Source organism: Desulfotruncus arcticus DSM 17038 (assembly GCF_900113335.1).
GTDB lineage: Bacteria > Bacillota > Desulfotomaculia > Desulfotomaculales > Desulfallaceae > Desulfotruncus > Desulfotruncus arcticus.
In genome coordinates this window covers 151,582-169,372 of record NZ_FOOX01000006.1, presented here as the reverse complement: position 1 = coordinate 169,372, position 17,791 = coordinate 151,582, and the positions used below count along the sequence as shown (strand labels likewise).

The window sequence follows — 17,791 nt, the reverse complement described above, 5'->3', positions numbered from 1 at the left end:
AACCTGACCTCTGCCATTCTCTGTGTATTGCCTGTCCGGCTGAAATACAGAATTGAAATTTTCATTGCTTTTACAGTTCACTCCTTTTAGGGGTTATTTCCATGGAAATAACCCCTAAATTTTTTTTAACTGCCCGGTTTAATTATTTTGTCAACTAACTTATTCATGTTCTCCCGTTGTATATTCACATCCAGCGCATCTCCCACAAGGTTGGCCCGGCTAATATCCTGGGAATAGCCTAAAGTAAAATCGATCTCTATCCCCCGCCGGGATAATTCCTGGCGCAAAGTAGGTTCTGTGGACTCATCAACCTTGTTTAAGATAACGAAGAATTTTTTATGAGCCTCTTCAGTCAGGCCCTTGGCCTTTTCAGCCAGCAAAACCGACTCATAAGAAGGGTCTACGACCATTAATACGGCGTCTGCCCCTTCGAGGATACCACGCCCGAAATGTTCCACACCGGCTTCTGTGTCCGCTATAACCCACTGGTTTTCACTTACTTGAAGTTCTTTTAACAATGAGCGTGTTATTGAGCCCATGGGGCAAGCGCAGCCTTCCATGTTGTGCTCAATTTTCCCAATGCGTAAATTACCCACCGGTCCATTCCAACTAACGCAGGCAGGAGGTAAAGCCTCCAAAGATAAATCATCTTTGAAAAAAGTTACCTTTTCACCGTTTTGTTGCTGCAGGGATGCTAAAAGCTTTTCCCGCACCACAGATTTACCGCCCAGGGAGCCCATTAAACTCATCTCCGGCGGTTCCTGGCCGAGCATCTTACACAGGCCCAGATTGGATTCATCGGTGTCCACTACCAAAACCTTGCCCAGTTCGCCTAATGCCTTGGCCAAAAGGGTTACCACTGTGCTCTTGCCACTGCCTCCACGACCACAGACGATCATTTTAGTCATTTTCCTGCCTCCTCTACTTTTACTTTTATCAAACCAGCCTATGCGTGCACCGGGAATGCTGTCTATTTGAGCAGAATAAGGTTTTATGTCTATCAGAGGGCTGCCGTCTAGCGCTTCCATGCCTCGCACCATTAAACGGTTGCCTTCCCGGCTTAATAACTCGGCTGCGCAAAAGGCTATAGGATTGGGGCGGGAAGGTGAACGGCAGGCAAATACACCGTGAACCTCCGAGTCGTGCGGAGTTTTGGTCTGCAGGGTATCCCGCCGCGCCCGGTCAAACCAGTACAGAACAATTAAATGAGTTGCCTCTTCTATATCTTTCAGCCCTGCAGCATATTCCGGATAAATCTCCAATTCCATTGTTTCTTTGGAAAAACGGCCCTGAAAAGGTGCATCTCCCTTTGACTTATACGGACTGTGAACAACCCCTATCGGCACTAATTCCAAAAAACCACCTCCCATTAGATAATAAAAAAAGCCACAATAAACATTCTTTCCAACCTTCGAGCCGGAAAAAAGGTCTTCGTGGCCTTGTTTTAATAGTTAACACTATCTATGAATAAGTATGTTATTGTTATATTTATTTATTTTACATGTGATAAAAAACTCCTGCAATTAAATTAAAAAAAATTTCTGCTGTATAACTTAGCAGGACCTACCGGTAGGTTTTCCACTCAAAGCTTGCAAAACAACCGGGGTGGGCAATTGTGTCTGAGCCAAGTCTGAGTCTTAACTGCGCAAGGCTGCCTTGGGGGGGCCGGGTTTGGCCAAAATCTTTCCGTTGATTACCCCAACCAAAGTTTTTATTATCACCACCGACCAGATGAACAATAACAGTAGAAAACAAATAAAACCATATAAATAAATAACAGGTGAGTTTAAAAAAGAGGCTACCGTATAAGTGGCGGCTGCGTAAGCCCCCAGCGGGAAGGTGAATGCCCACCAGGCCAGGGAGAAAGGCAAGCTGCTGCGCCGGAGATAGTAAATGGTTAAGCATATTGCGCAGATCAACCACCAAAAACCAAACCCCCACAACAAAAGGGCCAGCAAGTTAACCACCGGCGTTACCAGGTCGCCTAAATAAGGGACGCCGGCTGTTCCCAAACCTGAAAGAGCAATGGTACCAACACCAATTGGACCAAGATTAATCCATGCGGTGGGCGCCAATGCTCCCGGCAGCGGCGGGCGGCAAAAGAACCGGTATAAGCAAATGGCTTCCAAAAATAAGAAGAGGAAAAAACCACAGCTCCAGGATACATAATTAAATATCAGCATTGTTTGCTGCCAGGCATCGGGCCAGTAAGAAACCAGCTTGGCTCCGGGAACCGGTATAACGATCAAACTTACCGGCGGCATAAACCAGGCTGGATTGACCTGTTCAATTCTAACCTCCTGGTTGATAAAATTCAGCAGGGGAATAATTATCGCTAGCAGTAGAGCCAATACAACCCCCAGCAGCCAAAAGAACTTGGCCAAACCGACAACCAGACCGGTATCCCAGTGCCCTGAGCCAATAACCAGCAGGTCGGCAACCAACACCAGGCAGGCAATGGGCATAGTGGCAAAAAATTGCCCGGTTACCGGTTCCCGCAAATCATTTATGAACTCCTGTCGGTACAGAACCAGCCTTAATGTCCAAAAAACAAACAGTACGGCAAATAACAGCATATTAAAAATCCATAGCGCAATCGACAGGTATTCCAGATAAATGCTAAAACGGGCATAATAAAAACTGGTGATTGCCAATATACCTGTGCCCATAACGCTGGCAAACCAGGAGGGGGCAAAGTTTTTAGTAATTAAGGATAAGCTGTTCATTAGTCAATGCTCCTATATTAATGATGTAGCTTGGGGCCGAAAGTTTTTGTCATGTTCAATTTGCATCAGCGTCGCTGCCTTTTCCTTCATAAACAATACACCTTAGATTGTTTACGTACGTTCATTAGAAAGTATTATAGCATTATAATATTAATATGTTAACTAATTCTTTATTATTTATTTTTTAATAAGTAGCTGTTTAATTCCAATAGTTTACTTATTTACTAAGAGATGCAACAATAATATAATTTATACTAAGTAAAAGAAATCATGAGTTAAAAGAGCTAAGGGAAAAGCGGAAGATTTAAATAGATTGCTATAAGAAACTGATGTGGTGGGAAGGTAGGAAAGGAAAAAGCATCTTCAAGCGGCCGGTCACATTTGCGGGTAATGTTGACACTATGACTTAATTATGCTATGTTCATTACATTAACAGCTTAATTTAGCTTAAATTTCATAAGTATAAATAAACAGGTGTTTTACCGGAAGGGTAAAAACTTAAAAGGGAAGCCGGTGTAAATCCGGCGCGGTCCCCGCCACTGTTATGGGGAGAGATCTTACACAGAGTCACTGTTCAGCATTTTGCAAGATGGGTGCCGGATGGGAAGACGTAAGGTTTCTGTGAACCTGAGCCAGGAGACCTGCCTGTTTGTTAGGTACCAGCAGCGCCTACGGGTAGATAGGGGTAGGGGGTATTTTTTATGGCTTTTACCATAGTAGATACCGATTATACCCGGCCTGTGCAGGCCGGGTTTTTTGATGCTTGCGCAATAGGAGGTACAATTTTGTTAGAAGAAATAACCTGTTTTAAAAAACAAGTTTCTATTCCGGGAATTAACTTTTATATTCACGGCAGTAACACATTTGTCATTTCGTCTGACAATCCGTTAACAGTACTAAGTTCTGCCGTACTGGGGGCAGATTTGCGCCGGGCCAGATACATTATTAACCATACCGTGGATAAAGACTATAACGGTAATAATCCCGAACAGGATTTGGCAAAAGTAGCTGCAAGCTTGGGGTTGGAAAAAGATGTTTTGGGCATGATGACGTCTGTAAGTATCACCCATACCTTTTTAAGTCACGTAAATCATCAGGGGCTTTCCGTAGCAACTTTTTGCACAGCGGGAATAGGCAATCCGGGCGTAGCGGGTTTACCTATCGGTAAAGTAATTAACCAACAAAAATACGGAACAATTAATCTTATTTTGTTAATTGACGGAAATCTTACAGCCTCTGCCATGGTTAACGTCGTAATAACCGCCACGGAGGCAAAAACAAGAGCTTTATTCAAGGCCAATGTTTGCCTCCCTGATGGAGAACTGGTTACGGGCACTACCACAGATTCCCTGGTCGTTGCCTGCACCGGTAAAGGGCGAGCCCTGTCTTATGCCGGTACCGCTACGGATTTAGGGTATTTTATAGGGCGGACTGTTTCCGAAGCTATAATCCAGGGCGTGGCAAGTTATATCTCACTGTCCGGTGCCGGGGAATATGTTATGAAAAGCAAGGGCAAATTGGTGAATTAATTTGGAATAAAAAAAACTGGTTCTCGCTTGTGCTTAAAAACTTAATAAAAGGAACAAACAGGTGCTTAACCGGAGAGGTTAAGGTTTAAAAGGGAAGTCCGGTGCAAATCCGTCGCGGTCCCCGCCACTGTAATGGGAAGGAATTTTACACCAGGTCACTGTCCGGCGCTAAACAGTATATAATTGCTGTTGCGATTATCATAACTGCCACTGAATGCTGGATGGGAAGACGTGATATTCCGGTGAACCTGAGCCAGGAGACCTGCCTGTTTGGTTATGCTGCCAGTGCCTGCGGGTGATAGGAATAAGGTTTTATTTGTGCTGGATTTTGTCCGGCAAATCTCCCATTTTTCCCCGGTCTCCTGGTAGACCGGGGTTTTTTAATTACAGGTAACCGGCAGAATCAGAGAGGTGATCAGTTTGTTTAAAAAGTTAACCATTGTTTTACTATTGCTGCTGATAGTGTTTTCTGTTGCTGCTTGTGCGGACAAGGATGCCGGGGTAGTCACCAATTTGTCAGAACAGTCGGAAGAAAAAACCGTAATGGCAAGTGAAAAAGAAGGGCATTTGGACAACAGTGAAGGGGAAAATCCTGAAGCAACAGCAGCCGGAGATTCCAGGGAAACCGCTGCGGCGAGAGATAAGGAAGATACTGCCAGCGCCGGTGCTTCCGATAAAGAACCGGTGGCTGCTGATAATAAGGAACCGCCCCAAGAGCAAGCCGGTGTATCCTTGGACCGGGAATTATACAAAGGCTACCAAGGCCCGGTACAGGGAGAAATTAAATATCAAGAGGGTACTCCGGCCGATGCCAATTCCGGTTCTTATCAGGCTACCGGAGATATTGAAAGCCCCTATCAGGTAAATTTGGTTGTTACCCAAAATTACGGTCACACCAAAATGTTCGGCCGCAAGGTGGGGCTGGTTAAAGACGAAGTGGGCATGGAAGTGATGTTCCGGAATCTGGATATCCAAACCGCTTACGGAGGGGGATTTGTCAATGCCATTAACGGTGTGGAATCCAAGTACACCTTTTATACCGGTGCGGAGAGAAAAAAATTGGACTGGTTCTATTGGGTCAACGGTATTCTGGCCCCGGTGGGCGTTGCCGAATACCGTCCTCAACCCGGGGATGAAATTTGGTGGGATTACCATAACTGGGACGTCACTATGTTTATTCCGGCGGTGATCGGCTCGTACCCTCAGCCTTTCAAAAGCGGTTTTTGGGGGAAAAATCCCGGCACAGTTATCATGTATACGGAACCCTTTAAGGAGGGTGCGCAAAAACTTAAACAGAGCCTGTTGGAACAAGGGGTCAAAGAAATAGATGTAGCCGCTTACAACCCGTCGGTGCTGGAAAACCCCGATAAATATTATATTTTGCTGGGCACCTGGGGGGAATTGTCCGCCGACAGTGAGAGCTTGCAAAAAACCAATTTGAAAGGCAAGTTTATCGGTGTATACATTAAGTTTGCCGACGGGAAAATGCAGGCCCTGAACTTACAAGGTCAAACCGTTAAGACTTTTGACGATACGGCAGGGGCTATTTACGCCTTTGCACCGGGAATCGGCAGTGTCAAGCCAACCTGGCTGGTAACGGGAACCGGTAACGCCGGGGTGCAATCGGCCCTGGATGTATTGTTGGATGACCCGTCCTCCATCACCCAGTTTTTCGGGGCCGTAGTAACCAAAAACGGCGTGGAAAATGTACCTTTTATGAACTAGGAAGCAGAGGGGCCTATGCATAAAAACAATCTTATACTTATTTATCTGGTTATTATGGTTGTATGGCTGCTTGCCGGGGGAAGCGCTTATGCATCAGCCCCTGTCGCCATTTCCGCCGAGACCGGTTTCGCCGGCAAGTGTAAAGCAGGGGGCATTAACCCGGTGCGGGTGACTCTGGAGTCGGGGGGGCAGGATGTTGAAGGCACCGTAACCGTTGCGGCAGGTGCAAGATTATACCGGCACCGGGTTGACCTGCCGGCGGGAACAACCAAAATGCTGCCCTTTTCCGTGCTGGTGTTGAATCAAGACCGGGCCATAACAATCAGCTTTGATGATCACGATGGTAAAGTTATTGCCGGCCGCCGGGTACCCCTGGAAATTGCGCCCGCCAATGCTGTTTTGGTGGGATTGCTCAGCGATACCCCGGCAGAGCTTTATTATGTCAGAGGATTGAATGCGCCTTTAACGGCCGGAAAAGATGTGCTGACGGTAAATATGGACGAGAATTTCCATTTTACCCCGGCGGAAATGCAGAATATCAATCTAATCGTATTGGATAATTTTAATACCGGCAATTTAGCCGCGGATCAAGAGGAACTGCTGCGGAGCTGGCTGTCCGGGGGAGGGCTGGCCCTGGTGGGAACGGGCCGGTACGGCTATAAAAACCTGACGGGTATGTTCGCCCGCTTGGACGGAGCAGAACCCACCGGTTATGGCTGCGCGGCGGCCCTGCCCTTTAGCCCGGCGGGGAGTGACGACCCGTCCGGGGTGGCCCAAGCCCTTGAACAATATATCACCGCCGCAGGGCTGGCCAGATTAATCAATGGTGCGAGAATCACCGAACAGGCCGCAGCCGCCGGAGAACTGCAGCCGGTGGCTGAACGCCTGCTGCAGCCTTCAGGTTATGCGGTACTGTTTCTGCTGGCTCTGGCCGTTGTTTACCTCCTTTTGCTGGGCGCGTGTATCTTCTGGCGGGGGAGGCCCTGGTGGGCGGTTCCGGCCATTGTTGCGGGGTTTGCAATGATCTTCTGCCTGCTTGCCTGGTCCGGCGGATTATACAGAAGTAAAGCCGTATGCGCCGGCGTGCAAATTCACGGGGATGACGATGCTTCATATTCCCTGACCAATATTTATCCATACCGGCAGCAACAATTAGAGGTGCAGCTGCCGGGAACGTACTTAATACAGGAAGCGGGGGCGGGGAAGTTTAGTATTGACCCCCTGGAGACCACCATTGCTTATGATGACGCCGGACCCCACTATCTGTACAGCCGGGGGACGGCGCCGGGGAAAAACCCTAACCTGCAGTTGGGCCTGGACGGGGATCTATTGACCGGGGAAATTGAAAATCCCCTGGCTTGCGACCTGGTTAACTGCTTTCTGCTGGTGGGGGATACCGTTGTCGGCCTCGGGGATCTGGAAGGCAGGGGCAGGGTGGAGTTTAAATATCGTTTGGAGCATGCTCTGCTCAACCTGGGCGACTATAACTTCCTGGATGCCGTATCCCGGGCGGGGAAAATGGACAACTACCAATTGGAACTGTTTAAGTATTACTTTTACCAGGCGGCGGGTGACGGCACCGGGTGCAAAATGTTCGGTTTTAGCCGCGGCCAAAAAGAACTGACCATCAACGGCAAGTCCCGGAAAGTTGAAGAGTTGGCCCTCCGGGTTTTCCCCGTGACCCTGCAAACCGGCCCGGGAGCGGTAACACTGCCTCCGGGGCTGGTACAGCCCGTGGTGGAGTGCCGGAATCCCTCTACAGTAATAAAAAATGATTATAACCTGCGGGAAGGGGAAGAACTGACAGTTTATTACGTGCTGCCCCCGGAGGTGCGGGCCGGGGAAATATCGGTTTACTCCCGGGTGGAGGGCGGGCAGATAAAACTGGAGGTTTTCAATCGCCGGCAGGGCGCCTGGGAACCCCTGATTTCCGGCATGCTGCAGGGCGCCGCGCTGGAGGATTACATCGGTGGCGGCCCTCTGGCCATTAAAATAAAGGGCAGCGGGCGCATAATCATTCCGCAAATAGGAATTAAAGGCTATAAGTCTGCTGAAAGAGCACCGGCAAGTGGCTGACAAGGCAAGTGCAGAACCGTTCCACTGGAAAGGGGTATTGGACATGGGCAGCAGAAATATCACCCTAATGCTTTCCTATTTAATCATATTGACGCTGGTTCTGACCGGCTACCTGTTGATGGTGGCCCTGCCGGTGGAGGGCTACAACCCTGGCGACTATGAGCTGGGTTATCTGTATTTCATTGCTTTTCAGCTGCTGCTTTTCTCCTTGGTTGTTCCCTTTTGGGAAGTGGAACAATTAACCGGGTTATCAATTGAACAATCAAATCCATCGCTGCCGGTTAAACCGCCGTCTTTAGCGGTTTTCCGCTGCCTGGGCGCTCTGCTGTGGCAGATGGCAATCTTTGTGCTGGCCTCTGTTCCCCTTATTTTACTGATTTTTATTGCCGGCGGTCTGAATATGCTGAATTTTCTCTGGCCGCTGGTGCTTCAGGTTCTCTGGGGGGTATTTATTCTCAGTGTGCGCGTTTTTCTGAGTACCACCAGTTTGCCCAAAAACTGGCAAAGCTTTCTCCTAATGTTGTTGGTTTTTACCGCACTTATTTTAACCCCGGTTTTTTTCTATTTTTATTATGAATACGGGCAGCTGGTGCTTACAACTGTTTTTGACAGGGATATTCCCGGCCTGTTTTTCTTAAACCCACTGCTTACCGTCACGGGCCTGCTATACATACAGACAGGCGGCACCAACCAGGTGGGTTGGGCGCCGGTGGTGTATAATCTGTGCTTTTACTGCCCGGCCATTTTAATCTTCTGGCTGCTTACTCTGCGGAACCTGAACAAAGTATATCGCGAGGTGTAAACAGTGCCCAAGCATCCCCTGGACCTGTTATTGCTAAAACTGCGCCGGAAGCTGTGGCTGCAAAATGTTTTGCGCCGGCTGACCGACGGCCTGCTGGTCACCGCAGGGGTGTTATTCATTTTCATCGTATCGGCGCACCTGTATCCCTGGCTTGACGTGCCGGGCAAGGCCCTGTATGCCGGGGGTACCCTGATGGCCCTGGCCCTGGCCGCGGGATTATTTAGCCAGCCCGGTTTGAAACAGGCGGCGGCGGCCGGGGACCGGCTGGGCCTGGAGGAGCGGCTGACAACCTATCTGGAATACCGCGGCCGGGAATTCCCCCTGGGGGAAGTTTTCCGGGAAGAAGTGGAGGATGCCGTGCAAAATGTTAACCCCCTGGGCCGGTATAAGTTAAGCATTAACGGCAAAAAGGTGCTGGCCGCCGCCATACTCATTGTGCTGTCCTGGGGCATCTACTTTCTGCCTTCGGAAACGCGGCAGGCGGCCGGGGAGCGGGAAGAGATCAGCAGGGAGCTGCAGAAGGAAGCGGAAAAAATCAAAAAAATCCGGGAGGAATTGCCGGGCACGGAAAATGACCGGGAAAATAACGAACAAATATTGTCTGCTTTAAAAACGCTGGAGCGCCGGTTGAGCCGCGCCAGTGATTTTGACCTTGCCGCCGCCGAGGTGGCGGCGGCGCAAAAGGAACTGAGCCGGCCGGCCGCCAACCAGGATGAGATTATGCAAAGTCTGGCCGGTATTTTTGAAGGTGTGGGAACCGGGCACCGGGAGCTGCAGGGAGCCTTAAGGTCGGGGGACCTGGACCGGGCCGTCAAGCTGAGTGCCGCAAGCCAATTTACAGACCGGGAGCAGCAAGCCATGCTTGCTAATTTGCAGCAGGCGGCGGGCAGTGACCTTTCCTCCGGGGCCAGGGACGAACTGGCCCGGCTGCAAACTGTTTTGCAGAACAAAGCCCTGACGGGCGAAAAACTGCAGGAAGTGCTGCGTTCTATGGCTGACCCGGGCGAAATGTCCGCTTTGGAAGAAAAAGTTGACTTGGCGCTGCAGCAGAGCAAGGAAAGGCTGCTGGCCCGGGCAGACGACGGTATAAAAAGTCCCGGCGGCGAGGACCGGCTGGCCGCCTTTGCCGCCGGAACAACCAGTGACTACAGCCGCGCCGAAACCACGGGCGCTTCCGGCGGCGACCTGGCCGCCGGGGGGCCGGGCGGCCATTCCGGCGGCAGCTCCCGGGGTGTGGGGGGAGGCGGCGGCAAGGCTTCCGGCGAGAGCGGCGGCGAAGGCTCATTCGGCGAGGTGGCCAGGCAAGAACAGGCCACCCGGCCGGGTGAAGAGGACGCTCCGCTTTCCCGGGTGCAGGGGCAGCTGGGAGCGGAAGGCGGCATGGCGGATAAAATCGCCGACGGGGTGCCGGCGGAAACCGGGGAACTGCCGGCCCTGGCCCGGGCGCGGGCGGAATTCGGGGAAGCGGGTATGGAGTACGTTTTAAAATACCCGATACCCCTGCCAAGGCGGGAACTGGTCAGGGAATATTTTACGCAATTAAACGGGGGAAATTGAAATGAAGCAAAATCTCATCAGAAATTTTCAAGAACACTTTACCGCCATGGAACGGGAAGTGGGCAAGCTGATCATGGGGCAGGAGGAGATAATCAGACATGTTATAACCGGCATTATTGCCGGTGGCAATGTGCTGCTGGAAGGGGCGCCGGGCCTGGGCAAGACTCAGCTGGTAAAAACTCTGGCCCGGGTGCTGGATCTTTCCTTCTCCCGCATTCAGTTCACCCCGGACCTGATGCCGGTGGATATTATCGGTACGGTGATAATGCATAAAAACCAAGGCGAACTGGGCTTTTCCTTTGAAAAGGGCCCCATCTTTCACTCCCTGGTGCTGGCCGATGAAATCAACCGGGCCACCCCCAAAACCCAGAGCGCCTTTTTGGAAGCCATGCAGGAAAAAACCGTAACAGTGGGCGCCACATCCTATCCCCTGCCCGATCCCTTCTTTGTGTTGGCCACCGAAAACCCGCTGGAAATGGAGGGTACCTATCCCCTGCCCGAAGCGCAGCTGGACAGGTTTATGTTCAAGCTGAAGATTTTTTTACCGGAGTTAAATGACTTGTCACGGATAATGGACCTTACGGTGGGCGGCTCCCGGGAGCCCCTGGTCAAGAAACTGGCCACCGGTGAACAAATTCTGCAAATGCAGCAAATTGCCCGGGAAGTGCCGGTGGCCGCGGACGTAAAGCACTACGCTCTGAAAATTATGCTGGCCACCCATCCCGAGCACAGCCGGTTGCAGTTGGTCAAGGATTACATAACCTGTGGCGCCAGTCCCCGGGGGGCGCAGTCCATGCTGGTTGCGGCCAAAATACGGGCCCTGGCCCTGGGCCGCTATAATGTTTCTTATGAGGATATCAAAGTTATGGCCTACCCCTGCCTGCGCCACCGCATTTTCCTGAACTTCCGGGCCGGGGCGGATCAGGTGGATGCCGATGCGATTATAGAGGAAATATTGCGGCAGGTGAAATAGTATGGATAACCTTTCAGATAATCTTGCACTAGGGCACTTTTTGAAGGAAATAGAACAACTGATAGTATTTACCAGAAAGCGGCTGGTAAAAGGAGACGCCGGGAGCCGCCGGGGGAAGGGGCGGGGAATTTCCCTGGATTTCCACGGACACCGGGGATATTTACCGGGTGACGATATTCGCAGGGTGGATTGGAAGGCCTATTCCCGTACCGGCAATCTCTATGTCCGGGAATATACGGAAGAGAGGCAGCTGCAGGTCAACATATTTTTGGACAGCAGCGCTTCCATGGACTTCGGCAGTCCCAATAAATGGGTTCTAGCCCGGCAGGTAGCCCTGGGCTTGAGTTATATTACGCTGAAACAGGGGGATAAACTGAGCTTTTACGTCTTAAATGATCCAATTCGGGTCATTCGCAAACAGGCCGGTGGTAAAGAAAGTTTCTATCACTTGCTGCGGCAGGTGCGGGAACTAAAACCGGCGGGGCCGACTGCTTTCAGCGGCATAACGGGCAGCAAGCTGCCTGGTTCCGGCATGACTTTTGTAATCTCGGATTTGTTTGGCGAAGGCCTGCCGGAAGCTTTGGATCACCTCTGTTCCGGGGGGCAGGAGGTGGCAGTGCTGCACCTGCTGTCTCCCCAGGAAACGGACCCCGGCTATGAGGGGGAATGGAAATTTATTGATCTGGAGACGGGGGAAGCCAGACCGGTCCGCCTGGACCAAAGAACCAGAGCAATTTACCGGGTCAAAGTGAATGAATATTTGCAAAACTGCGCAGCAATCTGCCGGCGTCGGGGCGTAAGATATGTTTTCGGCAGTACGGGGCAGGCGCCGGTGGCCCTGGTGGCCGCTGCGACGGGGATAAGACGATGAGCTTTTTACAGCCCCTGGGATTACTGCTGGCCCTGGCCCTGCCCCTGATCATTGTATTGCATTTTCGCAAGCGTCAGGTGCTGGAAAAAGAGGTCTCCAGCCTGGTGCTGTGGGACCAGGTGCTCCGGGAAGTGCAGGGAGTAAAAGCCAGGCCAATAAACCGCTACCTGTTGCTGCTGCTGCAGCTGTTAATTGGTTCTTTGCTGGTGCTGGCTTTGGCCCGGCCCGTTTGGGTAGCGCCATGGCGCGGCGAGGAAATTACAGTGGCCCTGGATTGCTCCTTGTCCATGCAGGCCGCGGAAAGCGGCAGCACCCGCCTGGACCGGGCCAAACAGGAATTAACGGGTTACCTGGCAACACTGCCGGACGATGTGCGGCTCAATCTGGTGCTGCTGCAAAAAAACAGCCGGCAGGTGCTGGAAAAAGCCCGCCCCCAAGAGGTGCAGGAAGCACTGGCGCCTATCGACTGCACCAGCGAGGCCCTGGACGTGGAAATGGCCGCCAGGGTGCTGGACGCTTGTCCGGCGCCACGGGTGGTGATCACCGATAAGGATTTGCCCCTGGGCGACAGGCAAATTAAAGTGGGCGGCCAACCGGACAACATGGGCATTACCGGCGCCGCGTATGATTATTATTCCCATACCGTCCTGTGCCGGGTGAAAAACTACGGTTCCCGCGACCGCACCGCCTTGCTCCAGCTGGAGGACGGGCAGGGCCGCCGGGATGTCCAAAAGGTGGCTATCCCGGCCGGCCGGGAAACCGACATGAACTGGACCCGGCTGAACACGGGCGCGCAATTGCTGCAGATAACCATCCAAAACCAGGATCTGCTGGCCGTGGATAACTCTTTCCTACTGCCGGTGGGTGACAGCTTTAACAAAAAAGTGCTGCTGGTGGGCCAAAGCTACTATTTGCAGCAGGCCCTGGCCAGTCTGCCCGGCATTACCGTGCAATGTGTGGACCGGTGGGAAGGGGTTAAGGATCAATACGACCTGTATATCATCAATCAAGAGCCGCCTGCCGGCATGCTCCCGGCCAAGGCCCGTGTCTGGCGGCTGAATCCGCCCGGAGAGATGCTCGACGGACCGATAGACGGACCGGCTCCGTTAACAATTTCCCCGGGAACCCTGGCCCGGGACCTGGAACCGGACCTGCAGGGGGCTTACGCGGACCGGTGCGCCGCCCTGAAAGTGCAGCCGGGGTGCCGGGCGGTAATGGAAGCCGCCGGGAAACCGGTGATGGCGGCGGGCGACAGGCTGCTTTATTCCACACCGGACTGGGATCATACCAACCTTGCCCTGCTTCCGTCCTTTCCCATCCTGGTGGACAATATCTTGGCCTGGTTCTTCCAGGACGAAATGCCCTGGCTTCAACCGGGAGACCAGGTTTATCCGGAGCAGGGGCGGGCTTTGCAACTGACAGGCCCGCAGGGTTTTAGCATAGCGCTGGAAGGCATTCCGGTAACTCTGGGCAGGCCCGGTGTTTATCAAATTATGGAAAACGATCAAAAGGTACGGACAATGATTGTAAATCCTCCGCCGGGACTTGTCGCCGGAGCTCTTGACCGGCCGGAAAAGCGAGAAAATGCGGTAAACGTCGGGGGCACCGGCCCGGCGGGATCGTTGCTGTCGCTTAATCTGCAGGGTATTGCCCTGGTATTGGTACTTGTGTTGCTGGCGGTGGAATGGCAGGTGTACAGACGTGAGCTTTAACGACAGTATAAATATCAAACTGCTGCTCCCGGCCCTGTTCATACTCGGTTATTTTATCGTGGCGGGCTGCCGGGCGCGCCGCCTGCTGCCCCGCAAGACCCTTGCCTGGTGGCTGTCCTGCCGCCTGCTGGCCGTAATTTGCCTGCTGCTGGTCCTGGCCGGGGCCGGGATGGTGCTGGTTCCCCGGGACACCACCACCGTTTTTCTGGTGGACGGGTCACTCAGCGTCCAGGACCGTAAAACCGCCGTGGAAAAGTATATCAATGACCAGCTGCGCTCAAAAGCTGCCGGGGACAGGGTGGCGGTGATTACCTTTGGCCGCGAGCCCATGGTGGACATTCCCGTGGGCAGGCAGGTGCGTCAGGTGGCACTGGCCGCGCAGCCGGACCCCAACTTTACCGACCTGGAAAAGGCGGTGGCGTTTGCCCTGGATTATTTTCCGGCGGATACCAATCGCCGCCTGGTATTAATCACCGACGGCCGGGAAAATTCCGGCAGCGTTGGCTCCCTGGCCGGAAAGCTGCGGGACAGTAACGTAAGCCTGCTGGTATATCCCCTGCCGGGGGGACGGCAGCAGGATGTTCAGTTCAGTTCCCTGCAGCTGCCGGCCAATGTCCGCCCGGGGGAGCTGGTGCCTGTCAGCGTGACCCTGGACAGCACCTGGTCGGCCCGGGGTATCATCCGCCTTTTTGGCGACGGCGAACAGGTGCTGCAAAAAGAGGTGGCGGTGCAGCCGGGTGCCAATAATTTCAGGTTTGACCTTGCCCCGGAAAAAGAGGGCGGGTTGAACTACCGGGGAGAAATTGATTTTCCCGGGGATGCCAATGCCGGGAACAACAGTCTGACCGCCGCCGTAACTGTTGAGGGCGCCCCCGGAGTACTGGTGGTGGGCGACCAAGGAGAGGTAACGGTGGTCAATTCCCTTCTGCAAAGCCTGGACCTGAACGTCACCTGCTGTACTCCCGGCACAGTGCCCGGGGACCTGGAATTTTTATCCCGTTTCGGGGAGATTTTTCTGGTCAACGTTGCCCACCAGGATCTGCCGCCAGGTTTTGAGAATAGCCTGGAAAAGTGCGTGCGGGAACTGGGCACCGGCCTGGTGGTTGCCGGCGGGGAGCGCAGCTTTGCCCCGGGGGGCTATGAAAACACCCTGCTGGAAAAAATGCTGCCGGTGGGCTGCCGGATGAAGGGCAGTCAAAAGCAGCCCAACCTGGGACTGGTGCTGGTGATCGATTGTTCCGGCAGCATGGAAGATACCAGCGGCGGGGTCAATAAGCTGGAGATGTCCAAGGAGGCCGCTCTGCGCTCGGTGGATGTTCTGGAGCCCGGCGATTACCTGGGGGTGCTGGGTTTTGCCGATACGCTGGAATGGCTGGTACCCTTCGGTCCGGTACAAGAGCCAAATCAAATCAAGGACAGTATCGCCAAGCTGGCTGCCAGGGGAGGCACCCTGATCATCCCGGCCCTGGGGGCAGCCTCCAAAACACTGCAGCAGGCCTCGGCCAAAGTCAAACATATCATTTTGCTCACCGACGGCCAGGGGGAGAAAGAGGGTTACCAGCCCTATACCGACGCCCTGCGGGAGCACCAAATCACCCTCTCGGCGGTGGCGGTGGGCGAGGATGCCGACCGCCGGGAACTGGAATACCTGGCGGAGCAAACCGGGGGGCGGCACTATTTTACCCGGAATCTGCAGAGCATCCCCCGTATCTTTACCCGGGAAACCTACCTGGCCACCAGGAGATATATCAACAACGAGGAGTTCACCCCGGTCCAGGTGCGGGAAACGGCCTATTTCCCGGTGGTTTCCCCGCCCCCCCTGAAAGGCTACGTGGGCACCGGCATCAAGGACGACGCTGAGTTGCTTTTAAAAAGCAGCCGGGACGACCCGGTGCTGGCCGACTGGCGGTACGGGCTGGGGAAGGTGATAGCCTGGACGCCGGATTTGAGCGGCCGGTGGAGCGCTCCCTGGGTAACCTGGCCGGGCTTTCAGGCGCAGTGGTCCCGGTTGATTAATTGGTGCCTGCGGGACCGGGAGGGAGACGGGCTGCAGGTACAGCTTGTCCGCCGGGGCGGGGCAGTGGAGGTTTCCGCCGCCGCTGTCTCTCCGGAATCCGGGCAGCAGGCGGAAATGATCGTACAGGGGCCGGAAGGGCGGCAAAAAGAAACCGTATTGCAGCAGGTGGCGCCGGGTAAATATGGCGGCAGCTTCGCCCTGGAAGAAGTGGGGGGCTATGTGGTAACGGTCAGACTAAAAAAACAGGATAAAATTATATACAGCCTGACCAGGACGGTGCATGTCGACTATTCCCCGGAATATGCCCTGGCTACCCGCGACGGGGAAGAAATATTGCAGCCCCTGGTTGACGCGACCGGCGGCCATTTGATAGCTGATGATCTAAAAGTATTCCAGCAGCCGGTGATAAAGAACCGGGCCGTGGTCAACCTGGACTTTATCCTGCTTCCCCTGGCGCTGTTGTTTTTTATACTGGATATTGCCGCGCGCCGGTTAAACTGGTTTAACCGGTAGACTTTCGGATTTAACTTTTCATAGTACCTTTGGGCAGTTTGCAAAAAGGTTATTTTTAGAAAAAATGTGAATTAATATTTAAATGTTAAGAAAAGAGGTGTGCTTATGTATCACAGGAAAAATGTGCAACTGTTGCTAACTACACTGTTAAGCCTGTTGCTGGTTGCAAGCTTATGGCTGTCCCCGGCGGCCGCCGTCCAGTCTAAAATTACCCGTCAGGACCTCTACCGCGCCGCCCAAAAAACCATTAATTATTACCATGATACTTATAAGGACAGTGAGTTTCGCGGCATACTGGACTGGCCCGCCCTGGGGTTGTTTGCTTTCGGCGAGGACGTAAGCGGTTCCAAGTGGACGGCAGGCGGCAAAAACGGTGCCTACTGGCGGGAGGAGGAGGTCCGCCAGGGCATACGGCTGACCAAAATTAAAAACACCGATTACCAGCGCACCATCATCGGGGTGTGCGCTGCCGGGAAAGATCCTTACAACTTCGGCGGGATTAACCTGGTGGAAACCGTAAAAAATACCATGCAGCCCAACGGCCATTTTGCCGATTCCATTGAGGATAGGAAAACCGGTCAACCGGTGGGGAATGACCTGATCAATGCCCACTGCTTCGGTGTCATCGCCCTGCACTGCGCCGGCGTGCCCATTCCCAACCGGGACAAGTGCCTGGAATGGCTGGTTGACAAGCAGTTGCCCGACGGGGGGTTTACCTGGGACGTTAAGCATTTTGACAATCCTGAAGATTACCAGCTGGTGGACGGGGACGTGGACATGACGGCGGCCGCCCTGATGGCCATGGCCATACTGGGGGCCGATGAGAGTAATCCGGCTGTGTCCCGGGCCCTGGCCTTTCTTAAAAAAGAGCAGCTGGATAACGGCGGTTTTTCTTCCTGGGGCACCGAAAACCCGGAAAGCTGCGCCTGGGTTATTCAGGCTCTCACCCTGCTGGGCCAGGACCCCATGGGTGAAGCCTGGACCAAGCCCTCCGGCGGCAACCCGGTGAGCGCCCTGCTCCGGTTCCAGTTGAAAAACGGCGGTTTTACCCACTTATTGGACGAGGATGATATGCTGCCCGTATACGATAACGGCATGTCTACCGAACAGGCTCTTTACGGTATGGCCGACGCCTATAATCAAAAGGCTGCGTACGACATGCTGCACGAAAAGTACCGTCCCCTGGCGGAACAACACTTGTCCGGCAGCGCCGGCTCCGAAGCGGAATAAAGGTCTGGCAAGAGCCTAAGGAAGAAGCGGAACCCGGTTTCGGGGATTCTGTATCCCGGA

General features: G+C 53.3%; 12 protein-coding genes and 2 riboswitches. Of the genes, 10 read left to right on the top strand and 2 right to left on the bottom strand.

Annotated features, from left to right (window positions below):
* Window positions 1-125: 125 nt before the first annotated feature.
* Both tsaA and BM056_RS10055 read right to left on the bottom strand, forming a co-directional pair.
* Window positions 126-1,346: a tRNA (N6-threonylcarbamoyladenosine(37)-N6)-methyltransferase TrmO gene (tsaA, locus tag BM056_RS26840; protein WP_238456406.1), complete on the bottom strand. Its 1,221-nt coding sequence runs from the start codon at window positions 1,344-1,346 to the stop codon at window positions 126-128.
* Window positions 1,347-1,637: 291 nt separating this feature from the next.
* Window positions 1,638-2,726, bottom strand: coding sequence for a TDT family transporter (locus BM056_RS10055; protein ID WP_092471274.1), 1,089 nt, complete (start codon window positions 2,724-2,726; stop codon window positions 1,638-1,640).
* 455 nt (window positions 2,727-3,181) lie between these two features.
* A riboswitch (cobalamin riboswitch) is annotated at window positions 3,182-3,389 on the top strand.
* Between the two features lie 38 nt (window positions 3,390-3,427).
* On the opposite strand from BM056_RS10055, the gene BM056_RS10050 reads away from it, so the two are divergent.
* The 10 genes from BM056_RS10050 to BM056_RS10005 all read left to right on the top strand — a co-directional run bounded on the left by BM056_RS10050 (window position 3,428) and on the right by BM056_RS10005 (window position 17,731).
* The gene (locus BM056_RS10050) at window positions 3,428-4,255 is read left to right on the top strand and encodes an adenosylcobinamide amidohydrolase (RefSeq protein WP_238456397.1); all 828 of its coding nucleotides are present in this window, start codon (window positions 3,428-3,430) and stop codon (window positions 4,253-4,255) included.
* A 42-nt stretch (window positions 4,256-4,297) separates the two neighbouring features.
* Window positions 4,298-4,539: riboswitch (cobalamin riboswitch) on the top strand.
* Between the two features lie 136 nt (window positions 4,540-4,675).
* Entirely contained in the window at window positions 4,676-5,980 is a 1,305-nt protein-coding gene (locus BM056_RS10045) for a DUF4430 domain-containing protein (RefSeq protein ID WP_092471272.1), read from the top strand.
* Window positions 5,981-5,995: 15 nt separating this feature from the next.
* Window positions 5,996-8,056 carry a DUF8726 domain-containing protein gene (locus tag BM056_RS10040; protein WP_092471270.1) on the top strand — a complete coding sequence of 687 codons (2,061 nt, stop codon included), beginning with the start codon at window positions 5,996-5,998 and terminating at the stop codon, window positions 8,054-8,056.
* Entirely contained in the window at window positions 8,049-8,858 is an 810-nt protein-coding gene (locus BM056_RS10035; RefSeq protein WP_131820752.1) for a hypothetical protein, read from the top strand. Before BM056_RS10040 ends, BM056_RS10035 begins: the two co-directional genes overlap by 8 nt.
* A 3-nt stretch (window positions 8,859-8,861) precedes the next feature.
* Window positions 8,862-10,415: a hypothetical protein gene (locus tag BM056_RS10030; RefSeq protein ID WP_092471266.1), complete on the top strand. Its 1,554-nt coding sequence runs from the start codon at window positions 8,862-8,864 to the stop codon at window positions 10,413-10,415.
* 1 nt (window position 10,416) lies between these two features.
* Window positions 10,417-11,388 (top strand): AAA family ATPase, encoded by a 972-nt coding sequence (locus BM056_RS10025; protein ID WP_092471264.1) that lies wholly within the window; start codon window positions 10,417-10,419, stop codon window positions 11,386-11,388.
* 1 nt (window position 11,389) lies between these two features.
* A complete protein-coding gene (locus BM056_RS10020; RefSeq protein ID WP_092471262.1) occupies window positions 11,390-12,259 on the top strand; it encodes a DUF58 domain-containing protein in 870 nt (289 codons plus the stop codon).
* A complete protein-coding gene (locus BM056_RS10015; RefSeq protein ID WP_092471260.1) occupies window positions 12,256-13,971 on the top strand; it encodes a BatA domain-containing protein in 1,716 nt (571 codons plus the stop codon). The genes BM056_RS10020 and BM056_RS10015 overlap by 4 nt, the downstream gene beginning before the upstream one ends.
* Window positions 13,961-16,501 (top strand): VWA domain-containing protein, encoded by a 2,541-nt coding sequence (locus BM056_RS10010; protein ID WP_092471258.1) that lies wholly within the window; start codon window positions 13,961-13,963, stop codon window positions 16,499-16,501. The genes BM056_RS10015 and BM056_RS10010 overlap by 11 nt, the downstream gene beginning before the upstream one ends.
* 105 nt (window positions 16,502-16,606) lie before the next feature.
* Window positions 16,607-17,731: a prenyltransferase/squalene oxidase repeat-containing protein gene (locus BM056_RS10005; RefSeq protein WP_092471256.1), complete on the top strand. Its 1,125-nt coding sequence runs from the start codon at window positions 16,607-16,609 to the stop codon at window positions 17,729-17,731.
* Window positions 17,732-17,791: the final 60 nt, after the last annotated feature.